This is a genomic window from Aquimarina sp. AD10 (assembly GCF_003443715.1).
Lineage (GTDB): Bacteria > Bacteroidota > Bacteroidia > Flavobacteriales > Flavobacteriaceae > Aquimarina > Aquimarina aggregata.
In genome coordinates, this window is sequence record NZ_CP031965.1 from 1,415,864 (window position 1) to 1,440,686 (window position 24,823).

Annotated in this window: 21 protein-coding genes; 1 reads left to right on the forward strand and 20 read right to left on the reverse strand. The window is 30.4% G+C overall.

Going from position 1 to position 24,823, the window contains the following annotated elements:
- Window positions 1-7 precede the first annotated feature (7 nt).
- From D1816_RS06015 to D1816_RS06040, 6 genes are read right to left on the reverse strand one after another with little or no spacing between them, the layout of a single operon-like run.
- The gene (locus tag D1816_RS06015) at window positions 8-1,504 is read right to left on the reverse strand and encodes an AMP-binding protein (protein WP_118501573.1); all 1,497 of its coding nucleotides are present in this window, start codon (window positions 1,502-1,504) and stop codon (window positions 8-10) included.
- A gap of 23 nt (window positions 1,505-1,527) precedes the next feature.
- Complete coding sequence (locus D1816_RS06020; RefSeq protein WP_118501575.1) at window positions 1,528-2,637, reverse strand: hypothetical protein; 1,110 nt, start codon at window positions 2,635-2,637, stop codon at window positions 1,528-1,530.
- Between the two features lie 21 nt (window positions 2,638-2,658).
- Entirely contained in the window at window positions 2,659-3,264 is a 606-nt protein-coding gene (locus D1816_RS06025; protein WP_118501577.1) for a sugar transferase, read from the reverse strand.
- An 11-nt stretch (window positions 3,265-3,275) separates the two neighbouring features.
- Window positions 3,276-4,583 (reverse strand): CoF synthetase, encoded by a 1,308-nt coding sequence (locus D1816_RS06030; RefSeq protein ID WP_118501579.1) that lies wholly within the window; start codon window positions 4,581-4,583, stop codon window positions 3,276-3,278.
- A gap of 20 nt (window positions 4,584-4,603) precedes the next feature.
- Window positions 4,604-5,656 (reverse strand): sugar-transfer associated ATP-grasp domain-containing protein, encoded by a 1,053-nt coding sequence (locus D1816_RS06035; RefSeq protein WP_118501582.1) that lies wholly within the window; start codon window positions 5,654-5,656, stop codon window positions 4,604-4,606.
- Window positions 5,657-5,677: 21 nt separating this feature from the next.
- Window positions 5,678-6,829 carry a glycosyltransferase family 4 protein gene (locus tag D1816_RS06040; protein ID WP_199729962.1) on the reverse strand — a complete coding sequence of 384 codons (1,152 nt, stop codon included), beginning with the start codon at window positions 6,827-6,829 and terminating at the stop codon, window positions 5,678-5,680.
- Between the two features lie 293 nt (window positions 6,830-7,122).
- Between D1816_RS06040 and D1816_RS06045 the strand changes: the two genes are divergently transcribed.
- The gene (locus D1816_RS06045; RefSeq protein WP_066309139.1) at window positions 7,123-9,258 is read left to right on the forward strand and encodes a right-handed parallel beta-helix repeat-containing protein; all 2,136 of its coding nucleotides are present in this window, start codon (window positions 7,123-7,125) and stop codon (window positions 9,256-9,258) included.
- A gap of 83 nt (window positions 9,259-9,341) precedes the next feature.
- Here the strand turns inward: D1816_RS06045 and D1816_RS06050 are convergent, their stop codons facing one another.
- From D1816_RS06050 to D1816_RS06115, 14 genes are all read right to left on the reverse strand, one after another.
- Window positions 9,342-10,259 carry a hypothetical protein gene (locus tag D1816_RS06050; protein WP_118501586.1) on the reverse strand — a complete coding sequence of 306 codons (918 nt, stop codon included), beginning with the start codon at window positions 10,257-10,259 and terminating at the stop codon, window positions 9,342-9,344.
- Window positions 10,260-10,262: 3 nt separating this feature from the next.
- Complete coding sequence (locus tag D1816_RS06055) at window positions 10,263-11,675, reverse strand: MBOAT family protein (protein ID WP_118501588.1); 1,413 nt, start codon at window positions 11,673-11,675, stop codon at window positions 10,263-10,265.
- A 7-nt stretch (window positions 11,676-11,682) separates the two neighbouring features.
- The gene (locus tag D1816_RS06060) at window positions 11,683-13,086 is read right to left on the reverse strand and encodes a phenylacetate--CoA ligase family protein (RefSeq protein ID WP_118501590.1); all 1,404 of its coding nucleotides are present in this window, start codon (window positions 13,084-13,086) and stop codon (window positions 11,683-11,685) included.
- A gap of 2 nt (window positions 13,087-13,088) precedes the next feature.
- Window positions 13,089-14,222 (reverse strand): glycosyltransferase family 1 protein, encoded by a 1,134-nt coding sequence (locus D1816_RS06065; protein ID WP_198403789.1) that lies wholly within the window; start codon window positions 14,220-14,222, stop codon window positions 13,089-13,091.
- A gap of 5 nt (window positions 14,223-14,227) precedes the next feature.
- On the reverse strand, window positions 14,228-15,118 hold the full coding sequence (locus D1816_RS06070) for a glycosyltransferase family 2 protein (protein WP_118501592.1): 891 nt from the start codon (window positions 15,116-15,118) through the stop codon (window positions 14,228-14,230).
- Between the two features lie 21 nt (window positions 15,119-15,139).
- Window positions 15,140-16,237: an EpsG family protein gene (locus tag D1816_RS06075; RefSeq protein ID WP_066309125.1), complete on the reverse strand. Its 1,098-nt coding sequence runs from the start codon at window positions 16,235-16,237 to the stop codon at window positions 15,140-15,142.
- 40 nt (window positions 16,238-16,277) lie between these two features.
- Entirely contained in the window at window positions 16,278-17,204 is a 927-nt protein-coding gene (locus D1816_RS06080) for a hypothetical protein (RefSeq protein WP_066309118.1), read from the reverse strand.
- 4 nt (window positions 17,205-17,208) lie between these two features.
- A complete protein-coding gene (locus D1816_RS06085) occupies window positions 17,209-18,573 on the reverse strand; it encodes an MBOAT family protein (protein WP_158597765.1) in 1,365 nt (454 codons plus the stop codon).
- Window positions 18,574-18,664: 91 nt separating this feature from the next.
- Window positions 18,665-18,904 carry an acyl carrier protein gene (locus D1816_RS06090; protein WP_118501596.1) on the reverse strand — a complete coding sequence of 80 codons (240 nt, stop codon included), beginning with the start codon at window positions 18,902-18,904 and terminating at the stop codon, window positions 18,665-18,667.
- 32 nt (window positions 18,905-18,936) lie between these two features.
- Window positions 18,937-20,421, reverse strand: a complete 1,485-nt coding sequence (locus D1816_RS06095; RefSeq protein WP_118501598.1) for an amino acid adenylation domain-containing protein — start codon at window positions 20,419-20,421, stop codon at window positions 18,937-18,939.
- Window positions 20,422-20,437: 16 nt separating this feature from the next.
- The gene (locus tag D1816_RS26235) at window positions 20,438-21,010 is read right to left on the reverse strand and encodes a serine O-acetyltransferase (RefSeq protein ID WP_118501600.1); all 573 of its coding nucleotides are present in this window, start codon (window positions 21,008-21,010) and stop codon (window positions 20,438-20,440) included.
- 21 nt (window positions 21,011-21,031) lie between these two features.
- Window positions 21,032-22,153 carry a glycosyltransferase family 4 protein gene (locus D1816_RS06105; RefSeq protein WP_118501602.1) on the reverse strand — a complete coding sequence of 374 codons (1,122 nt, stop codon included), beginning with the start codon at window positions 22,151-22,153 and terminating at the stop codon, window positions 21,032-21,034.
- A gap of 1 nt (window position 22,154) precedes the next feature.
- A complete protein-coding gene (locus D1816_RS06110) occupies window positions 22,155-23,264 on the reverse strand; it encodes a glycosyltransferase family 4 protein (RefSeq protein ID WP_118501604.1) in 1,110 nt (369 codons plus the stop codon).
- A gap of 2 nt (window positions 23,265-23,266) precedes the next feature.
- Window positions 23,267-24,820, reverse strand: coding sequence for a lipopolysaccharide biosynthesis protein (locus tag D1816_RS06115; protein ID WP_147405089.1), 1,554 nt, complete (start codon window positions 24,818-24,820; stop codon window positions 23,267-23,269).
- Between the last annotated feature and the right edge of the window lie 3 nt (window positions 24,821-24,823).

A 24,823-nucleotide genomic window follows, 5' to 3' on the forward strand; every position in this document is an offset into this window, starting at 1 on the left:
TATTATTTTAGTTTATATCAAAATATGTTTTCAATTCTTTTCTATTAATTTTTCCATTAATACTATGTGGAAATTCTTTAACAAACCTAGTATGCCCTGGAATCATATAATCTGGCATTTTTGTTCTCATATAATTAAATATTTCTTCTGTATCAAAAGACTCTCCTTCTATAGCCAATCCTAATTCTGCATTACCCAGGTTATTAGGAATATCTAAAGCCACCATATTAACTTTTTTAGGCGATTTTACTTTTGCATGAAATTCTATTTCTGCTAATTCTACTCTATAACCTCTAATCTTAACTTGAAAATCGGCTCTACCAGCGTATAAGAAGTCTCCATCCTCATCCTTAATACATAAATCTCCGGTCTTATAATATCGTACTTTTACACCATTTTCTTCTCTATTAAAAAAACTAATGGCATTACGCTCTTCATTTTTCCAATACCCAGGAGTAATTTGTGGTCCAGCCAAACATAATTCACCCGTAACTCCAATAGGAACTTCTTGATTCTTATCATCCACAACAAGGTATAAAGTATCCTTTTGCGGAACCCCTATAGCTATAATTCCATTATTGGCTTTTTGATGTGTTTCTTTATGATATGGATAAAAACCACTGTAAACCGTAAACTCTGTTGGCCCATAGTAATTAAATATCTTACAATTTGGTAGGCAATCACTCCATTCTTTTGCTATATCACTATGCAATGCTCCTCCTCCAAAACTACAGTAACGTACATCTGGAGCATTTATCTCGGGAAAGTATGGCCTTAAATAATTAATAATAGACGGAACCATAGTAAGCACCGTTAGCTTTTGCTCTTTAATAAGTTTGAAAATATAGAAGTATTTAATTGTATTTTTTGGTATGGTATAAATACACGCTCCTGCTAATAACGGAAACAAATATGTAACTACAGAAAAATCGAATGTAAGTTCAAACATCTGCAAACATCGATCAGACGGAACTAAATCAAACTCTGGTTCTGCATCAATAGCGTTAACTAATGCATCTACATTATTAAATGTAATAGGCACTCCTTTGGGTTTTCCTGTTGTCCCTGATGTAAACAGAATGTATGCTAATTGATCTCCAGAAAAGTCTTTTACTTCTAGGTTTATTTTAGTATCTACTAAAGTTTTTGTGGGTATTACTGTATGATCTGTATAAATAGAAATATCAGAAGAATCTAGTACGTATTTAGTTTCTGTTGATTCAAAAACCTGAATATTTCGTTCTATTGGTGTTGACGGATTTACAGGAACATACGCTTTTCCTTCTAACCATAATGCCAATATACCAGCATAGGTTTGCAGGTCATCATTAGTTACTAAACCTATTAACTTTTCTTCATCTTCAACCGTACTTACAATTGCAGCTCTAATTTTTGAGATTTCAACAGCAAAATCATTATAGGTATAAAAAACATTATTAATGCACAATACATTATGATCCGAATGTTTCTCTATTGATCGTTGTAGTTCTTTTACAAATTTCATATCGTGGTTAGTTATACTAGTGTTTAATAAAAGTGTCCATCTCTATTTGACATATATGCATTTTCAAAATCTAATTCAGTATTATCATGTGCTAATGCCTTCTTATTAACTTTATGTGTAAAAATGGTACGATATCTCTTCGTTATATTATCCGATAGCTTGGTGTCGTCTGTAAAGATAAAAGTTGCCTTATGAGCATTAAAATTCTGAATTAAAGCATCCACACACAAATCATAATACTGCTCTTCTTTCACTAAAAAATATTTTGCATTAAACTCATTAAAATTTATGATATAAGATAAGAAACCTATTAGCTCTCCATCTTTACTAATTTTAAGATTATGAATATGTATGTTATCACTAATTCCTGTTTGTAGTGCAGTATAAGGGTGTTTACCCAAAACCGGAACTTGTGTATATTGGTTATTATTAATTTGCCAGTTTACATATTCTTTTGTTTTATAAATCAAATCATCAACACATAATGGCGCTATAAAACTCCATGTTTCATCATCTATTTGAGTAACATAATCATAAGATAAAGATGCCGTTTTTTTCTTTACTTTAGATCTATTAACAAATTTTACAAGGGAACCGACGAAAGCGTCTACTTTATTTAAAACAAACCTAAAAGATTTTAAAAATCGAAATCTACCTATAAGCATAGAAGCGTCTACGCTAAAAAATATAGTATGTCTTAATCTAGAAGTTATTACTGTAAATGGTTGCTTCTCATAAAAAGCATTAACATTTTCTGCATAAGACTTTATAAGTACTCGTTTACCTGTTAAGTTTACTGCTTCATTATAAATATATGTACCAAAAACGGTATCTTTATATGATGAATGTACCCACCAAGATATCATCCAATACACTTTAGTATACTCTTTATCTTGATTTTTGTCTTTTGCTTTTAGAAAGTCAGGGAACATAAAAATGAAAGAAATCATTTTTTCATCTTCGTACCCTAAAACTCCACAATAATCATCATCTTCAATTCTGGTATTAGCAACTAACCAAAGTGCTTTACTTTTGGGTAATGGTGCCAAACCATCTTTCCAATATGTATTTTTTTCAATTCCATCCCTCAACATTTCCTTAGTTAAGGCAATTACTTCCAAATTTTTAGCCATTTATCTTTACCTTGAATATAACTAATTTTTACCGTTAAAATACTCTGATGTAAGTTCTTCAGATAAATTTACATCTTCTTTTTGTATCACTTTTTTTAGAGTTAATCCTATAATTTTAGCATCTAATAAAAAACTACAATTTTCTACATACCACACGTCATACTCAAATTTCTTTTTCCAAGTAATAGAATTTCTTCCATTTATTTGAGCCCAACCTGTAATACCAGGTTTAACATCATGACGTTTTTTTTGCGTTGTATTATATATAGGGAGATATTCTATGATTAAAGGTCTAGGTCCTATAAGGGACATTTCTCCTTTCAAAACATTTAATAATTGGGGGATTTCATCTAAAGAAGTCTTTCTTACAAAAGATCCTACTTTAGTTAACCTATCCTTATCTGGCAGCAATTGACCATTATCATCTACCCTATCATTCATTGTTTTAAATTTTATAATACTAAAAATTTTTTCATTTTTACCTGGCCTTCTTTGCACAAAAAAAGGTTTACCATTATTGGCAATAGCCAGAAAAACAATAAGTAATATAAATATAGGGGAGATCAAAATCAACACAATAAGTGATACACAAAAATCTAGGCTTCTTTTGATAAAAAATTTATACACAATATAGAAAATTAAGAGTTAATCATTTCGTTAACCATAACTCTTCTTTTTCCGGACGCAAGTAACGGAATTTCATCAACATATTCTAGAGTTATATTAGCATCTTCGCCCAAATACACTTTAAATTCGTTAAGAAACTCATCTTCTCTAGTAAACTCACCTTCTAAGTTTAGTTTAAAATGATATTTTCCTGTTGCTTTTTGGATAAGCTGACACTGTTTTAATTCTGGGTAATTATTTACTAGTAATACCAAGTTTATGGTTATAATTTCGCCTTTGGTATTATAGATAACATCTATTTTTCTTCCACTAACCTGAGTAAAGACGGGCATATTATTTATAGTATCCTTGATACCAATATCACCTGTGTCATATCTAATCATAGGAATACAATAATTATATAAATCTGTAATTACAATTCGTCCTGGTTGACCTTCTTCTACTCTTTTATTGGAATCTAAAGCTAAAATCTCAACAAAATAACTGGCTTCATTAATTTCAAAATATTTTTTATTTCCTAGCGGCTGCTGTGCAAGAATTCCATTTTCTACATTAGAATACCTTGAAACCACTTCACAATCAAAATATTTTAATATGGTTTCTTTAGTATAATCATTAAGTCTCTCTGACATTGCAATCACAGATTTTAGTTTATTTGGTATTGGTTTGGATTTATGATCATCTAAATACTTACATATTGATTCATATGCCGAAGCATACCCCAACCAACTGTTTGAAGCTTTACTTCTTGATATTTCTTTAATCACATCTTCTTTTACACTATCGTTTTCTAATTCAAATACATCAATAGGATTAATATTTTGAAGTATTTTGGCTACTATACTTTTCTTTTCAAAAGCATTCCATAATCTAAAATAAGTAAGTTTATTGCCTATACTAAACCCTGCTCGTTCTGAAAAGAATATGGTATCTGCCATATTTCTTAGCCTTTTATTTGCATTTTGGTGCACTTTAAAAGGCGTTCCTGTAGAACCACTAGTACTAAAAGTAAATTTAGGTTGATCTATAAATTTTTTAGATTCAAAATTTTCAAAATCATCTCGTATAGTATTTTTATTCACTACTGGAAAATCTTCTATTGAAGTAAAGTTGTTATCTAGCGTTTTATAATTCTCGGTTGACGATACTGCGTGCTCTAGTAACTTTTGAAGGGTGTGTTTTTTATGATCTATCGCTTTTTGAGAGGTTGGATTTTCGATGATAAATTTAATCTCATTGTAGTGCTTTTTCTTTTTACCTCCTTTTAAAGCATCCACAATCCAAAAGGCTTTATTTCTTAATAATTCAAATACTTTCATTATTTACTTCTGCTTTTCCGTTACTTAGCTTCTTCCATAATTTCTTTAAACAATGGGTGTTTTAAATATCCACCATAGGCAATATCAGGAGTAATAAAAGAATTGTTATCATTTCCTTCAATTATCACAGGACCATTACTACCAATAGCAATATCCCAACCTATAATTCGATCCGGAACATAACTAACTGCTTTTTTCACCAATTCACAAGACTCTTTAAAATAAGGTATTTCGTAATTGTCGAATACTACCCCTGTATCTGGGTGTTCTTTAAGTTGTCCTCCCCCATGCTTCATTAATTGATGACTTTTTCCTTTTAAAACACCTTTTTCGAGATCAACCGATAAATAAAATCCACCAACACTACCATTATCTACAAAACTTCCTCCTCTTCCAAATCTCATAAAAGCAGAAAGGATATGAATTTTGTTATTCTTATCTATATAGGTATCAAATCTAATTGTATTTACACTTTGTGCATATATCTTATTTATCAATTCATGCTGATTAACAACCTCTTGATGAATACAATCGTTTTCTAAAATATAAGAACCATATTTTTCAATTTCCTCTTTTAAATTTTGTTTGGTAATCAGAAAAGACCCTATTCCACCCATTTCTGTAATATCTTTTACAAAAACACTTAATTTCCCTGTAGCTTCAAACATTGAATTAAAGTAGGTATACAAATCACTAGTATTTTGAAGTATAAATTCTTCTGATTTTTTAAAAAATCTATTTTTAAAGTTATACCCAACCATTAAAGGAACTGGTAATTTGTGTTTTTCCATGTATATGGCAAAAGATAACTTGTTCCTTAATATAGACGCATATTGAAAATGATGCAGGTTTTTAGAAAGCGTAATTTTATCGACTTCTCTACTACTTAAATAATCTTTATAATTTTTATTTTCTTTACGGTACAAAAACTTTCCAAAGTAAAAATTCGGAAATTCGTTTTTTGCTATCCAAAACAAAATTGCTTCTCGAATAATTTGTAAGAACGGTTTACGGTTGGAATCTTTAACAATAACCGACACTCTTTTTTTTAATGATTTCAATTTTGATTTCATACAACACGTTTATAGATATGATCACTTGATAAGTGAGTCATATTCTTTCAATAATTCTTCCCAAACATATTGATTTTTATACCTGTCTGTAATAGAAGCTCTAGAACGAGAAGCAATATCATTTCTCATATTATCATTTTCTACAAGCTTATATAAACTTTCAAACAATATCTCTTCATTTTTAACAGGAACTATTATTCCGTTATCTTTATTTGAAACAATTTCATTACATCCATTGATATCTGTTACAACACTAGCAATTCCCATAGCACCTGCTTGCATAACAACATTTGGAAATCCTTCTCTATAACTTGGGAAACCTAAAATATCTGAAATAGCAAAATATGGTCGCACATCTGTTTGCCAGCCTGCAAAAATAATATTTGAGTTCGTCTTTATTTCTTTTTCTGTCTCTGGCAATAAGGGATCTAGATCATTCTCAAAAATCCCTACTAAAAGTAATTTTACATCATTTCTTGTTTCACATATCCTTTTAAAAGCCGAAACTAATTCATTAATACCTTTATCCTTAACTAATCTACCGACATAAATAATTACTTTATCCTCCGTATTTATTTTTAATTCTTTTCTTAAAGCGAGTTTATCTTCATTACTGTACAAATCAGGATCAAAATGAGAGGTATCTATACCATTTGAGCTTCCATTAGCGATAACTTTAAGTTTTTTAGAAGATGTATATTTATTTTCTAATATAATATCTTTTAACCCAAAAGAATTGGGATAAATCATTGTAGCGCACCAATATGTTAGTTTTTCTACAACATCTAGCAATATTCTTTTGGAGCCTTTAGCTTCTAACAATGGTAATCCTGCAATAGTATGTAAACGATTAGGGACTCCAGCAAGTCTAGCAGCAAACATTGATAAAGTACCTGCTTTAGGTGTATGACTATGAACAATATCAGGTTTTTCTTTCTTAAAAACTTTATACAGTTCCAAAACAGCTTTCAAATCCTGTATCGGTGTTATCTTACGTGTCATTTCGACAGCGATTACTTCTACATTCTCCTCTTCTGCAACTCTATCCAATCTACCTTCTCCCTCACCAGACACTCCAATAATGGTATAATGTTGTGACATGAATTTTAATTGCCCTTTAAGCAATCCACCAAGAGATTTTGGTATTGTGGTGACTCTTATTATTTTATGCATTATGATATGTAGAATTTATCCCTGAAAAATTTAAATGCAAATATAAATATTAGATTCTGTGTTTTATATTAATGTAATTATTTTATTTTAGTCGCGACATAAAAGCAAACAATATCAAAATAAAAGCTCGTGAATCATAGGTGTTTTACGGCTTTACCTCAGTTCTTTAAGGCTTTAAATATCAATATTTTATACTTTACAAAAATTTAACATTTTTTTATCGATTGCATGCAATTATTACCGACAAACTACGTTATTTTAGTTATGAATAACCAAAATATAATCCCCCAAAAATGAAAAAGTTACCTTATTATTTAGTGATTTTATGTATCGCTTTCTTTGTTTCCTGCAGCAATGAAAGCTTTGAAGAAGTTGTTCCGGATACTACTGGAACAGACGGTGATAATCCAGATCCTGATACTGATCCAGATCCGGATCCAGACCCTGAAGATCCCGGAAATACAGCTACAGACCCTTGTGATTTTGATTTATCAGATGTTACTTCTGGTAAAACTTATGTAATTAACTGTGTTCTAGATTTAAACAATCAAACAATTAATCTTCCTGATAATGTGACTTTTGAGTTCGATAAAGGAGATATCATTAACGGTACTCTTAATTTTTCGAGTGGTGGAAAAATTGATGGACGATTAATGAGTTCTAAGCTTGACTTAGAAGGTGATGTAACGTTAATCGATCCAACTTTTCAGTTTTTCCCAATACGATGGGAAATTGTTGAAGGTAGAGTCGCACAACCTGTTGCTTTTCAAAACCACAAAAACATTCAAAAAGTTGTGGATTTAGTAAAAAGCTTAGGAGCAGAAACATTCAGTATAAATAAAATGGACGCATTTTTTGATACTGAAGATGTATTTACCAATACAGTTCGACTTCCGTCTAACTTCCACTTTAAGATGTCTGAAAACACACATATGCGTGTTCAACCATCTAATCAAAATTATGCTACCAAATTGTTCATGATACAAAATGCTGAAAATGTAACACTTTCTGGAGGTTTCTTGCATGGCGAAAGAGATACACATACTGGACCTCCAACTGGTTCTGGAACATTGGTAAACATTACCAGTGGTACTAATATACTAGTAGAGAACGTTCACATTAGTGATTCTGGAGTTTCAGGATTAACTATAAACAGTTTTAAATTTGCTACTGATCCAGAATATAGTCCAAGTAGAATGATTCGTATTAGAGGATGTACTTTTGACTCAAATAGAAGAAATAATATGTCTGTAACCGACGGTACGGATATCATTATAGAAAATTGTAAAATCTACAGAGCTGGTATTGATACAGAATTTTCTATAGGTAGTAGACCAAAAATAGGTATCGATGTAGAACCTACAGAATTACAAAGAATCGATGGCGTTATTATACGTAATTGTGAAGAAAAAGAAGGTGCGGGAGCTGCCCTATTAGCAGCTGGTGGAAATAACGTGACTTTTGAAAATAATACTACACAGTCAACAATAGGATGGAACATTGCATCTAATGTAAAAATCCTAAATAACACAATTGATGGTAGTGGTATTGGAGCAGGACTTAAAGATCCTGTAGGAAGACGTACCAGTAAAGGAAATATCATTTCTGGTAATACTGTTAGTAATGCCATAACTGGTATTGCTGCTACAAATGGAGATACTCAAATCTTTAACAATACGTTTATCAATTGTAAAGTAGCAATGATTATAAATGCACTTACTAATGCTGATATATACGAAAATACAATCCGATCTGATAAAGAGTCAAGTTTTGGTTTCACTATCCAAGATTATGCTGATGATGTTGTTTTTAGAGCAAATAAAGTAAATGTGACTGGAAGAGCTATATTTTCAGACTTTCCAAACTTTGATGATGATGAGCTAGATTTTAAGATTAGTTTTATTGATAATACTTTTGAAACTACAAAATTTGCTCTTATTAATGGTACCGTAGGAATGACATTGACTGGAAACTCATTTAATAATGGTGTTAGAATAGACGGTTCTCGAGATATTTTGTTTGACAACAATAACGTTGTAAGTGGTCCTCCTTTTAGTATTGAATTATCAAATAGCGAGGTATCTAGAAATGTTACAATATCAAATAATACAATTGAAAATACAGATACTGGTGGAACAGGAAATGGAATTAAAACAAGCTCAAGTAGTGATGTAAGAAATGCTACAGGAATAGTAATAGACAATAATACTATTAAAGTAAGAGGAACCAACAATTGCATAAGAACTACTAAGTTTGATAATATGACAATTACGAATAATAAAAGTGGTAGTGAAGCGCAACCAACTATATTTTTCAGAGGTGATAATAGTGTTATCAGAGATAATGTTGCTACTGCAGGACCAACAGATACGGTTGATGTAGAAGGTAGTAATAATACAGTTTCAAATAACACTACTGCCAATAACTAATAATAAGGTATAATTTTATTAAAAGAAAAGGTCTGGTATAAACCAGACCTTTTCTTTTTCATTTTACTAAGATATTAAGTAATTTATTTTACGATTTTTAGTGCCACATCTCTTGAAAATAATCTAGCACCAGTATCATTAAGGTGTGATGGATCATGGAACAATTCTAGTTTATTAGTAAACTCTTTATGATTAAAATAATTGATTAAAGGAATTTCTTTTTCTTTAGCAATATTTTTGATTTTATTAAAAGAAACATTATTCACATCATCTACCTGATTTAATCTTGGAGAGGTTACAAAAACTAACTTTATATCATTATCAATAGCAGTGGCAATAAATTGGTATAATGCGTTCACAAAGTTATCATCAAGATCTTGTTCTTTATTAGTTTCATTTATTATACTCGAATGCTTTTCAATCTTTCCAAATAAAGGTCTATACCCGAGATAATCTAATTGAGGGGAAGCAAAATATCGTAAAACATGCATTATTGTTGAATTAGTTTGATATGCATTAAAAAACAGCTTTACATCAACTAACTTAGACTCTAACCCTAAAATAGGCCTTAATTCTTGGCGATAATCAGAGTAATAAGGGTGTAAATCGCTAAGTCTATCATACGCTTCTTTTGAGTAATACAGAAAATCTTCATCAATATTTAAAATAATTACTTCAGGTTTAACACGCTTTACAATCATTTGCTGCATTGCTAAATGATACAGTAACTGTTGTCCTTCTGCTCCCGCATTATAGGTCGTTTTATTAAGGTTTTTTTCAAAAACTTCAGGAACATAATGTCGATGTGCATGAGAGCTACCAAAAATTAATACTTGTGCGTTAGTATTCTTAACCGCCTGAATAGATCTTGCATATTTACCTGTTTCTTGACTAAAAAATAATTGTTTAGAAACAATACCCAATCCGAAATCAACAATTAGAAAAATTAAAAGAAATTTACCTAATTTGATCAGTGATAACTTATATTCTTTTTTGATCATACTCTAAAATTGAAAGTAAATAAATTGACTTTTACCAAACACCCCAAAATACAATATCATATAGATTAAAACCGCATAACCAAATAATCGAACCGATTCATATTTATTATTAGAAATTGAAAAAGCAGTATTAAAAAACTCTTTTTTCGTTTCAATTACAACTAAAATAGCAATTGCAAGAGTAGCATATAAAGACGCTGTGATATCATCACCACTTCCTATATACAATCTACCTGGAACGGTACAGATTCTTTTAATAATAAAGAATGCATCATTAATAGTATTAGCTCTAAAAAATATCCAGGCAAAATTAATAAGGATAAAAGTGATTCCTATATTTAATATTCCTTTTCTCTTCTTTTTCAAGAATAGGACTTCTAAAATAAGATACACTCCATTTAACCCTCCCCATACTACAAAAGTCCAGTTTGCTCCATGCCATAAACCACTTATTAAAAAGGTAATAAACAGATTAAATAACCATCTTGGTTTTTTAACTCTATTTCCACCTAATGGAATATATAAGTAATCCCTAAACCATGTAGATAATGAAATGTGCCATCGAGTCCAAAACTCACTTACAGATGTCGAAAAATAAGGACGTTTAAAATTGGTCATTAAATCAAACCCAAAAAGCTTAGATGTCCCAATAGCAATTAAAGAATATCCGGCAAAATCTCCATAAATCTGAAAAGCAAACAATACCGTAGCTGCAATAAAACTTAAACCATCGTGATTATCTATGTTATTATACACGGCATTAACATAAATAGCTGCTCTATCTGCCACTACCAATTTTAAGAAAAATCCCCATATCATTAGTTTGATTCCGTATGAGAAAGTTTTATAGGTGAATTTTCTGGTAGTTAGGAACTGAGGTATGAGATTTGTTGCTCTTTCAATAGGTCCAGCAACTAATTGAGGAAAAAATGAAACAAAAGTTGCAAATGCAATAAAATTACTAGTCGGCTTTAATTTCCCTTTATAAATATCTATCGAGTATGATAACGTCTGAAAAGTATAGAACGAAATACCAACCGGCAAGATTACTTGTAATGTCCAGCTACTTTCTATGGCATACCCTAAAGACGCACAAAGGTCAATCCATGAATCAATGAAAAAATTATAGTATTTAAAAAAACCTAGCATCCCTAAATTAAAAATGATACTTAACCATAACCATTTCTTTTTTGTAGAGGAATCCTTAGATTCGTGTATCTTCAACCCTGCTGTATAATCTATTAAAGTGCTTAATGCAATCAATGATAAAAATCGCCAATCCCACCAACCATAAAACACATAACTAGCTATCAGTAATATTATATTTTGAAATTTTATACTCTTATAGGCAACAAACCAATACAGTATAAAAACAATTGGTAGAAAGAAGAAGAAATCAAAGGAGTTAAAAAGCATAATATGTCTATAATTCTATTTTAAAATTCCTTTTTACAGCATCAAATTTACCATTAGGTCCAAGAGGAATATCTTCTACCGTATTGATCTTGTATGATATATTTTCACCAAGTCTTGTTTTTAAATTATGAACAAGGTTTTTTTTCATAGTATCATCGAATTGTTGATCGGCTATTAGATTAACAATTATTTCTTTTGGGCTTTCTTGAATAATCTGACTTTTTACAATCCCTTCTAACCCCTTATAAGCAGTATCCATTCTACCCACATATCCTTTTTCTTCGGTCCAAAGAATATCGTCTTCACGTCCTGTTAGTTTTTCGATTATTGGCATTTCACAACCACAAGTACATTTCTTATTATTTTCTGATAACAAAACTGTATCTTCTATATTATATCTAATTAAAGGTGTCTTAAGGTTTGTAAAACTAGTAACTACTAATTGCGCAACTTCTCCTGCTTTTGCTGTTTCTCCTTTTGTGTTTATAAATTCAAAAACACCCGAATCTAAATTAAGATGCAAATTACCTTCTACACATTCTGTTATAAACGGACTACCTTCACTAGATGCATATTGATTAAAAACATGGCAATTAAATGCCTTTTGAATTTCTAATCTTTGATAATCATACAATGTCTCTGCGGTTACGGCAATTGCTTTGGGTGTAAAACTTAATTTAAGATCGTTTTGATTTATATACCTACTTAATATATAAATTGCAGATGGGTAACCATCTAGCAATATTGGTTTAAACGAATTCAATTTTTTAACGTAATGTCCCAGATTATTATCTGTTAAGTGATATGTGGACATTAGCAACTGACGTTCAAAATAATTATACACCCAAAAAGGTGGTTTTTTAGCATCAGGGCGTACCATTAGTCTTCCCGAAAAACGCACTTGTCTCACTTTTTGGGTATCTAACCCTATTGCTTTATGAAACCTTCTCCATAAAGCAAAAGAGCGATTTATGGATTCAGAATCAAGATAATTTATTGTGGGTGAACCTGATGTGCCACTAGTATATCCAACCCCATCAGTATTTCTGCCTGTATTTACTATTTTATCGGCATTTGTTTTTCTTTCTGATTTTTTAAGAATAGGCATTTTAGCAAGAGCTTCATGTGGATTTTCCTGAATAGTCTTCAAGGTTATTCCTAATTCTTTCATTTTTTCGCTATACCAAGCAGAATGTTCATACGCCTCGGATAACAAAACAACTAATCTTTCTTTCTGATAATTCTTAATTACTTCTGAATCGGCATTCCATAATGCAATATATTCTTCTAAAAAAGCATGAAATTCTTTAGTATATCGTTGTTTTGTGTTCTGAAATGCTTTAATGTTAAGCAATACAAACTTAAAAGGGTATGGTAAATTATTATAGACCTTCTCTTGAAATTTTCCCATAATTAGTTGGCTATTTGTTGGAAATAAAACTCTTCAATTTTTTTTGTATTTGAGATGATATCATAATCACCGTCAATAATTTTTTGTACTTGGTCCTCTTTTTTAAATGTTTTTATTTTAACTATTTGATCTACCCATTGTTTTGTAGTATCATCTATTGGCAGAAATTTGATATTATCTGTTAAATGTACTTCTTTAGTTATCGTATTCGAAGCTAATATCTTTAAACCAGCAGCTTGTGCCTCTATCAAAGTTACAGGTAGTCCTTCATAAAATGAAGGAAAAACAAATACATCTAGCATTTGGCATAATTCGGGAATATCGGTGCGAACACCTAAAAAATGAATTTTGTGTTCGATTTTAAGGTTTTTTGCCATGTTTTCCATTGATGCTCTTAAAGGACCATCACCAATTAAAACCAAACTAACATCAGGTTTCACTTTCAGCAAGTCAGCAAAAACATCTAATAAAAATGCATGGTTTTTTTGACTAACAAAACGCCCTACATGCCCCAAAACCAAATCGTTTTGTAAATCAAACTCTTTTTTATATTTACTTTCTAAAGATTCATTATACCTAAATTTTTCTGTATCTATGGCATTGTTCATTGTCGTAAATGAAGCATTATCAAACAACCAATTACCTGCTTTATCTCCGCAAGAAAAAAGATGTGTAGCATGATTTTTAACCTTCTTTTTCAATTGAAGTTTAACTAGTTTTTTAATAGTCTCTTTAAAATTTTCTTTTGACGATAAGAGTGTTGCCAAAGAAACTTTGTCAATTGCAATATGGGCGTGAGCAATCCGACAGGACACTTCAAATTCTTTAGCGATTTTTAAAGGAAAGCTACTAAAAGTATTTAAATGAGAATGTACTATATCATATTCTGGATGTACTTTAAAAAATGCTCTCAATTCGTTATAATACTTTTTTGGAAAAAAAGGACTTATAGGATCGAATCTGTATATTTTACCCCCAAGACTTTCGATCTCGTCATCGAATGCTGCTTTTTCTTTTCTATGTACTAAAAAATCAAATTGAATTTTACTTCTATCTATTTTTCGATAATAGTTCATGATCATGGACTCTGCACCTCCCCGATTCATTACTGTAAAAACTTGTAGTATTCTGATCATCCCCATTAAAATTCACCTTTTGTTTTATATCTGATGTACAAATTCAATGCTATTCCAAAAGGAATGGCTAAAAATGTTATAAATTTCTTTGGAGATTCTTTAAAAAACGAGCCATTTTTGATAAACATTGAGCTAGAAACGTAATGAATCGCATTTTTAAATTTATCTTTAAAATTCTTAGCCAATTTCATTCTACTCTTTCTAGAAAAAGCAAACCCTCTTGGATGACGTCTATATTGTTTTAACATATTCATACTTGAACCGTCTGTCATATACTCTACAACACATAAAACTTCGTTAAGAGGCAGCAATTTATAGTCTTGATCAATTAGCTGATAAAGATATCCAAGTGGCACAAAACGTTCTCCTTTAAAAATTGGGTAAGCAGGGTACTGCTTAACCACTTCGGTTTTATATACTAATTTTTTATCACCCAAGACTCCATGAGTGTTATAAAGATCATATAGGGTTGTTTCTTTAATATGTTCAGGAATTTTTGTCCCAATCAATTTCCCGTCCTGATCTTCATCTAACGCAACTAAACCTGCAAACTTAGGTTCATCTTTTATAAGCTGCCATGAATCTAATATTTTTTGAACTGCACCTTCTGCTATGCTATCGTCACTATCTATACAAACATTAAGTGGTGTCTCTATAAGTCTATATGCTGCATTATGCCCTCCATGCATTCCTAAATTTTCTTGATAATGATATTGAATAGCTATTTTGTTATCTTTTATCCATGACTCAACAAGTTCTTTTGTGTTATCTCCGGATCCATCATCTATAATCAACCAAAGAAAATCCTGATTTGATTGTTGAACTAGGCTTTCATAGCATTTATGTAAGCAATAAGCTCTATTATAAGTTGGCGTAAAAACCGTTAGTGTTTTCATTTTTAGTTATTTAGTTAGTTATTATCCCCAATATAAATAGTACATGAAATAGGTGAATGAAAAATAAACTAGCATTACCAAGCCTATTATAAAATGTTGGTTTTTAAAAAATCGTTGCTTAAGAAAGGGGTAAATTATAACTAATGACATCATAAACCACGATAGATATGCAAACCTATTTGAATAATTAGCTCGAATTACCAGAACCCAAAAGCCATTACAAATCAAGTACGTATTTAAAAGTTGAAAGTAAAAAGGATCTTTAAATTGCTTTTTATATATAAAATACCAACCTGCAAATATTGGGAAGGAACTATAAAATAAAAAGTCCCACCTAAAACCGGTACTAGCAAAGGTACCTGCTTCTGCTTGTGAGGTAAGGTATCCAGAAAGTCTATCATCGCCTCCAAAACCAAGAGAAGCAAAAAGAGAAATAAAAATCCCCCCTAATATTAAAGATGCCGGGATACAAAAAAGCCACCCTTTAAAAAGCACCTTAGGGTTATTATAAAAATAGGTTAGAATAAATGCAAAAATTGGAAGATATAATGTCTTATGAAATACAGTGGCCCACAAAAAGAATAACGCCATTACCACCTTATTTTTTCGATAGCATAACCCCCATAAAAATATAGAAGTAGCTGCTCCGTTACGCATACCATTTACAGAGTAAGTCCAAAAAGAAAAAGAAACAACGAACAAAATAAACGAGTAATACCAATATTTATCAAATAAACTTTTGGATATCTTATACATAGGAAATATGTATATAAAACAAACAATAGTAAAAAATGTATGCGGAGTAACGATAGTGGCTAATGTCTTCATAAACAAATGCCAACCATAATCATTTACTTTTGGTATTTCTGCACCATAACGATATCCATCAAAAGTGACAATATAATTCATCATATCACCAAACGCCATACTTATAGGCCTTTGACCAATATACAATATCAAAGAAATCAGCAATATATATCCCGATACATTTATGAATGCAAGGTTTTTGTTATCATTAATACTTAAAACCCTTGTATGCAACAACGTAAAGAGGACTAAAAATAGGCATAAATTAATATACACCGGATAATACATTTGTGGTGATATTAAAGATCCCATACGCTACTTTTTTTTATTAATACAATAGAATAGAAACGTCTCATTTTAATTTTACAGAATTAAGTATTAAATCACACAATGCTTTAGTAAATTCTTTACCTGCAAACTTATCAATATGATGCCCATCATAAGTGTTATATTCTTTACCAATAGAATTAAAATCGATATACTCAATCTTCTTTGTATCGGCAATAGAATCTACAATATGTCCAAATCTAGGATAGTATTTATCCTCGTTACTTAAAAACTCTTTGCTAATTGGCATTCGAATTAAAAATACATTTCCTCTTTCTTTTAAGCCCGTTATCAAATCTCCTAAACCTTTAATTCTTGTATTGGATAATTTTAAATCTTTAGAATCTTCTAAAAACAAATCTATTTGATTTTTTTTCCAGAGTTTGAAGACCTCTTCATTTTCTGGTAAGTTAGATTCTTCTAATCTTCCATTTTTATATACTGTCGTTTTCTTTTTAAATGCTCCTTTAAAATGAAAAAAAGTTAAGTTTTTTATTAAATATTCATAATTTGGATTAACATCTACAAATTTCATATTATGTGGCGGTTGTCCTTCTTCTCTAAACTCTCCTTTTTCATTGTCATAATCTTTATGAGAAGTCAGCATTTCTGGAGTAATAGAAATAATAAAAATCCCATTTTTAGATGATGAATCTTTTAGTTTGGCAAAAATACTAGCATTATATAAAGGTCCCATAATAGCTTGCCCTATAGTAAAACTGTAATTTAGCATGGGTAGATCGAAGCCTTTACCTTCAAAATATTTATCTATAACTTCTGGATGAATCCCTTGAAAACTTCTAGAATCCCCTATAATCATCGAATTCGTTTTTGGGGTAGTAAACTTCTCATAAAAAAAATCTACATTACCTCCATAATTCATCAACACATAAGTTACAATAGCTAAACTTATTGTAAAGAAAACACCCAATTTTATGATTAATAATTTCATCTGACTAAAATTGAAAATATATAAATGTCTCAGCACTTCTTCCAAAAAACAATATCAATATAAAAATAAAGATATAAGAAAACCATCGTATGTAAATATTGTATTTACTGATCTCAAAATCATGTTTTTTCTCTCGATTTATCCACTCTATACAAACATAGAGAGCGATTAACAACGTTGTAAATAATACTGTACCATTTAACAACGACGTAGGAAAATCAAACAAACTTTTAGAAAAGATCTTCTTCAAGTACTCGAATGCTGTACCTACATTACTAGCTCTAAAAAAAACATCGGTTAGCATAATAAGCACAAACAATGATAACATTTTTAGTAACTCTTTTATTGAGGGCAACCATTTTCCTTTAGCCACAATTTCTGATGTATTCATTTTACCTGAATACACTAGCGGTATAAAATAGATACCATGTAAAAAACCATAAACTACAAAAGTCCAATTTGCTCCATGCCAAAATCCTACTAATACAAAAGTTGTAATAATTGAAAGTATAAGTCCTCTTTTTTGCCATCTTCTCCAGGTAAAAGATAATGGCGTAAAAACATAATCCATCATCCAAGTTGTTAATGAAATATGCCATTTTCTCCAAAAATCACTAATATTTGTTGAAAAGAATGGAGTAGAAAAATTACGCATTAACTGAATACCAAATAATTTGGAGACCCCTATAGCCATATTTGAATATCCTGAAAAATCAGCATATAACTGGATAGCATAGAAGAAAGTCCCTAATATTAATGCGCTACCTGGTTCATTCTCATAATTATTATATATTAAGTTTGCAACAGTAGCACAATTTTCTGCAATAACTATTTTGGCAAACAAACCCCATAGTATTTGTCGTAAACCATCAACAAAGACTGGGTATGAAAATGATCTTTTTTCTTGAAGTTGCGGAATAAATGCTGCTGCTCTCTCTATTGGTCCTGATAGTATTTTTGGAAAAAAAGTTACAAAAATCGAAAAATCAAGAAGATTTTTACTGGGTTCTATTTCTTCATTAAATACATCTATTAAATATCCTAAAGTTTGAAATGTAAAAAAGCTTATTCCTAGTGGTAACAGTATCCTTAGAGCACTGTATTCTGATGTATTTCCGAAAGCACTTAAGAGTTCAAAAAAACCTTCGTAGAAAAAATTAAAATATTTAAAATATAACAGAAGCCCTACATTAAATATCAATCCTAAGTATAAAAAAACACTTCTTTTTCGATCTTCTTCACTTTCATGTATTTTTAATCCTAGAAAAAAATTAAGCAATGTACTAACAACCAACAAGGCTAAAAATCTCCAATCCGCCCAAGCATAAAAAAACACACTTGCTGCCAGCAAAAGAATATTTTGAGACACACTAGATTTTTTTAAGACAAACCAGTATACTAGAAGTACCGGTAGGATAAAAATTACAAAATCAAAAGAATTAAAAACCACTTTGTTTCAGTTATATTTTACTTTGAATTACAGAAATCAAAGATCCCATATTCTTTAATTTATTTAAATCTCTAAGCTTAAAACGAATATTAAAATGCTCTTCAATCTTAGTTATAATCATCATGTGCGATAAAGAATCCCACCCATCTACATCCTTAGCCGTAAGTTCGTCATGCATCTCGAAGTTATTGTGTTCTAATACAGAAACAAGAACATCACTTACTCTTTCTTTTATTATACTACTTTCCATGATATCGTAATGTTACTTTATATATCCTAATTTTAATTAAACATTTCCTTTAGTTTTTTCCTATCTGTTTTTCCATTTGTATTTAATGGAAAACTATCAATGAACCTTATTTGTGTAGGTATCATATATTGTGGCAATCTATTTTTTAGATCCTCTATGAGTTGTTTTGTATCAAAAGCTGTTGATTCTATAACTAATCCTATTTCAGTATTATGAATACTATTTATAAATGCAACAGCTACACTGTTTTTTTTATCTAAAACTGCTTTAGCATGAAATTCTATTTCGGACAATTCAACTCTGAAACCTTGAATTTTTGCTTGAAAATCAACTCTTCCTAAATATAAAATATCCCCTTGATCATCTACAGTACAAAGGTCTCCTGTTCTATAAAACCTAACTTTTTTCCCTTCATGTTCTTTATCAAAGAAAACTTCTTTGTTTTTTTCTTCATTTTTCCAATATCCTGGTGTAAGTTGAGCCCCACTTAAGCAAAGCTCCCCTTTTTCCCCTATTCCTACTTCATTATTATCTTCATCAACAATAATTGTAGTTGTATTCTTCATATCCTTACCAATAGTCAAAACACCATTATAGGTTTTATTTTCACTATCCCGTTTATAGGTATAATCTGTACAAAAAATCGTGCACTCTGTTGGACCATAAACATTTGCAATAGTTGCATTAGGTATGCACTGACTCCACTCTTGAGTAACATCCAAAGGTAATGCTTCTCCGCAAAAAAGACTAAACTTCATCGCCGGACAATTAATTTCATCAAAATAAGGGCGTAAATAATGTAAAATTGAAGGAACCATAAGTGCAAATGTAAGCTCATGATCTTCCATTAATTCAAAGATGTAACTATATTTTATTTCATCTTTTGGTATGGTATAAATACACGCTCCTTTAAGTATTGGACCTAAATACGACATTACAGATAAATCAAAAGTTAGCTCAAACATCTGCAGACATCTATCTTTATTGGTTATTTCATAACCAAGGTCCCAAAATGCATCTATAAATCCAGATAAATTACCAAAGGTAATAGGTACCCCTTTTGGCGTTCCTGTAGTCCCAGAAGTAAAAAATATATACGCTAATTCATTTGGTCCTATTTGACGAGGTGTTAAGTTAATTTCTGCAATATCTAATGTATTAGATTGGATAGTTTTAAACTGGTCAAAAACTTTATCAGTTGAAGAATCTAAAATCGAATTAATTTCAGCTTGTTTTATAACTGTATGATTTCTACTCTCAGGAAATTCAGGATTTAGCGGAACATAAGCTTTACCTTCTAACCACAAAGCTATAATTGAAGCATATGTCTCGATATCATCATTTGTTATTAAACCTACTGTACTATCATTCTCACTAATATGATCTTGTATGCCTTTTCGAATATTAGAAATCACTTGTGCAAACTCTTTATAGGTGTAAAAAGTATCACCAAAATAAAAAGCATTCTGGGTATCGTTTTTTTCTATAGCTTCTTGTATGTCTAAAAGTAAGTTCATCACATTTTAATTAGTCTTACACTCGTTTTCCGTCTCTTTTAACAATTTTGGCAGGGTTTCCGACAACAACACAATTATCTGGAATATCTTTTACTACAACCGATCCTGCACCTATGTCACAATTATTTCCTATGGTAATATCACCAATTACAATAGCTCCTGTATAAATTGACACATTATCCCCTATAGTTGGCCTTTTTCCTTTAACAGCTCCAACTGTAACTAAATGATTCACGAAAAAATTTTCTCCTATGTGATCTGCATTTAAAATTGTACTATATGGATGCCCTGTTAAAACCCCACCTCCTAATTTTGTGGTGATGTCAATTTTGAAATACTTTTCTTTTCTACAGTATAAATTAAGTATATGTGCAACAATTCCTCTTGTTCTAAAATAAAAAATAGATCTAAAATCTGTTGAATTAGTCAATAACGTCAATAGTATAGAAACAGAACTTCCTTTAAGGTTCTTTTCCATTTTCCACCTATTTATATCCTTATCTATAATAGCTTTATTACTACTTAGTTTATAAAGAATAATATGTGGTATCAAAAAAAACTTATATAAATTCGAAATTAATCTTCTCATTTTTTAAATTTTATTTTGTTTTTATTTTGTTTTTATTTCTGTAAACATCTTTTCCCAAAGATTCATTACTTCATCTAATTTATACTTAGCAGCATTCTCCCGTGCCTTCTTCCCCATTTCTTTTAACCGTTCATCATCATCTATCAGTATTTGTAATTGATCTGCAAAGACTGCATTATTATATATAGGTATTAATATACCATTCTCTTCATTAATAATATTTCGGGGACCATTAGGGCAGTCGAAAGAAACAATAGGTAAACCACAAGCCTGAGCTTCTAATAATACAAGAGGAAAACATTCATTATGGGAACTCATTGCAAAAATAGAAGATGCTAACATTTTTTCTTGTATTTTATCGGTAGAACCTTTTAATACCACAACCTCTTGCAAACCATAACCCTTAATTTTGTTTTTTAACATTTGCACATAATCCGGCTCACCTTCTCCATAAATATGCAATTGCCAATCTTTATTCTTTTGAAAAAAGATAGACCATATATCAATCAACAGATCATATCCTTTTACGTGTGCTATTCTTCCTGCAGCAATAACAACTTTATTAGATAATGCCGAAATTGTTTTAGGGTAAAACGTTAGTGGGTTAGGAATAACAGTTGTATTATTTGATTTATAATATCCAACCTCATCCTTATTTAAAACCACTAACTTGTCGTATTTACGCTCTACAAAGTCTGCAAATTTTAAAAAGTACTTTTTTTGTAAATTTCGTGGATTCTCCCGATGTACTAATTCTATTGATTTTGAGTAATGAAACTCTTTAACCTTTGGGATTTTTTTATTGATAAACGGAATAAAATAAGTATCTGTACTGTGACTACATACAACAACTACCTCTGGATTGATTTTTTTAATCCTTGATTTTAATCTCTTTATATGACCTGGGACTTTTTTTAAATTGACTGGGTGAAAATATGATTTTCGTCTGTTATAATTTACATTAAGATCATAAAACGCAATTGTATCTTCAAAAAAATAACAAGATTCTTTATCTTTTTGTTCTGTAGTAATGATATGAACATCATTGTTTTCGTTCATAGCCAGATAGTTTGCTTTAATAGAAAGAACTCTTTCAATTCCACCATGCAAATACACCTGATCAATAATGAAAACTATTTTCATTTTACTTATTCTTAATCAAATTAGTAAATAATTTATCCCATTGTTTCGCTATCTTCTCTGGAAGATATTTCTCTATATCTTTTCTAGCATTTTCTCCCATTTTTTTCCTTTTATCACTATCATTTATTAACGATTCTATGCCTTTTGCTAATCCTTTAATATCCCCATTTTCTACTAATATTCCATTTTTATTATCTGAAATAATATCAGATGGGCCAAATGGACAATCAAATGATACACAAGGTACGCCATATGCCATTGCTTCTATCAAAACCATTCCAAAACCTTCATATCTTGACGGCATAACATAAACTGATGCCTCTTGATATTGTTTTTCTATAGTCTTTGTAGGAGGAAAAAACGATACGCTTTCGCTTATTTTTAAGGAATCAGCCAATTCCTCTAATTTTTCAGAAGGTTCTATTTTTCCGTAGATATCTAACTGCCAATCTGGATATATCTTATTCACTATTTCCCATGATTTTAGCAATCGATCATATCCTTTTTGGTAACATTGCTTGCCTACTGCTAATACTTTTTTATTGCTCAAGTTACTAATATTCTTTTCTGGATAAAAAGAGAGTGGATTAGGAATAACTTCGAGGTTTTTTAGATTCCAATCATTGATATTACCATTAGTTAATACAACGAATTTATCAAATCTCTTGGCTAAACTATTCATTAAAGTATTTTTTAGTTTAACCGAAAGTTTTTTAATAAAAGATGCCGATTCACTTTGTAACGCTACATTTTTAGACACATGTCTTTCATATACTTTAGGGCAAGGATTTTTTATAAGAAGCGGCAAAAAGAATCCTTTCAGTCCATCATCACATACTAAAATCACGTCTGGATTTACCTCTTCAACAATCGCATTAATTTTTTTCTTGTATGTGCTTAAATATTTGATTGGATTGCCCGCAACAGCAATGTCATGATACTGTAGTTTAGTACTAAAATCGTAAAAAAGTGCTTCATCTCCTTGATTTAGTGTTAGAATATGCACCTTATACCCGTAATGATCTGCTAAATAACTAGCTTTGATAGACAATACTCTTTCTAGTCCACCTGATCCACATATTTGATTGGTTATGTATAGTATCGTCTTCAAAATCAGTTCTTCTTAATTTTCTTTGTTATCGAATAAAATGATGCCATGAATGTCTGCGTAACTTTTGCAAACTCTGGAGTTTTTTTATAAAATAGTATGATTATAAGATTAGGAATTAGTAAGCAAAGAATTGCTTTAACTATTAAATTGATCAAAATTGAAAAGTCACAAAAAAGAGCTAGATAATATGTTAGTGCACCAGCAAAACTAATCACGCCAATGTATATTAAAAACTTCTTTAAATATACAATAGGGGGTATTTTTAACCCCAGTTTAAATACAATATATGGATCATACCAAAAATTAGTAACTAATCTAGATAAAGCAGTTGCCAATAAGATCCCTAACAATCCATACCAGTGGCCCAGTGTAAACGAAAAAGCTAGATTAAGGATCGCTGTTAAAATCACTAAATACTTTCCTTCATTAAAATACCCATAGGTAGTTTTAAACGTCCAAATAGCATTTTGCATTCCTACCATAAAAAAATTAATAGCCAACATTACTGCTATAGATAGCGGTAGCGTAAAATCTTCACCAACCCATAGTGTAATAAAATCATTCATTAGGATAATTATACAGATACTACAAAAACCATAAATCCAAAAATTTGCGAGATTTACCATATTAAAAATCTCGTATTGTTTTTCTTGACTTTCTATAGCATTTACTTGTGCAATACTTGCAGAGATATTTGTAAAAACCTGAGATATAAATGTTGACAAAAGGCCTATAAGCATTGTATAATTAGACATATATCCTAATAATACCAATCCCGAAAAATAATTAATAATAATATTATCGGTATTGTTGACCATAACACCACCAACTCTAATTAAAAATGTTGCTTTTGCATTAGAGATGATTTGTGATTTAATAACTTTATCAATCTTTTCCTTTTTAAACTCTTTTAAAAACGGATACATTTTATCTACTATAAAAGATATAGTAACGTTACCTAAAAATTGTAAAATAAGCTGAATAACCAAGTAATAAATAAAATTCTGGGAAACTACTAATACAATAATCTGTATAATATTTTGAACTATATAAAATGCTGCATAATTAACAGCAACTACATAGTTACGTTGGTCTGCATTAAGCAAAGCTGTTTTGTACGAAAAAAAGTAAGTAGATGCTGTATTAAATAGAAAAAACAAATAAAGCAGTGATAAATCCTCTACAACAGTAACAGGTTTTTCTTCAACAATTTGATTTAAAAAAGGAATGACACATAATCCAATAATAAAAACCGCTAGTCCAATACTTACGTATACCTTTTTATACAACCTCATTATGGTTGCAATAGCCTGCTTGTTTTTCTCTGCAAGAGGTTTGTATAAAGAGTAAACAAAAGCCGTTCCTATACCTAACTCTGTTAAACTTAATATCGAAAGTATACTACTAAAAAGTCCATTTATTCCTAAATACTCAACGGCTAAGTAGTTTATAAAAACTGTTCTGCTCACAAATCCAACCACAGCTTGTAGTAACTGGCCTACAAAGCCAGCGCCTATATTGCGGATTGAATTCATTGTTCGAGAATCAGTATTCATAAA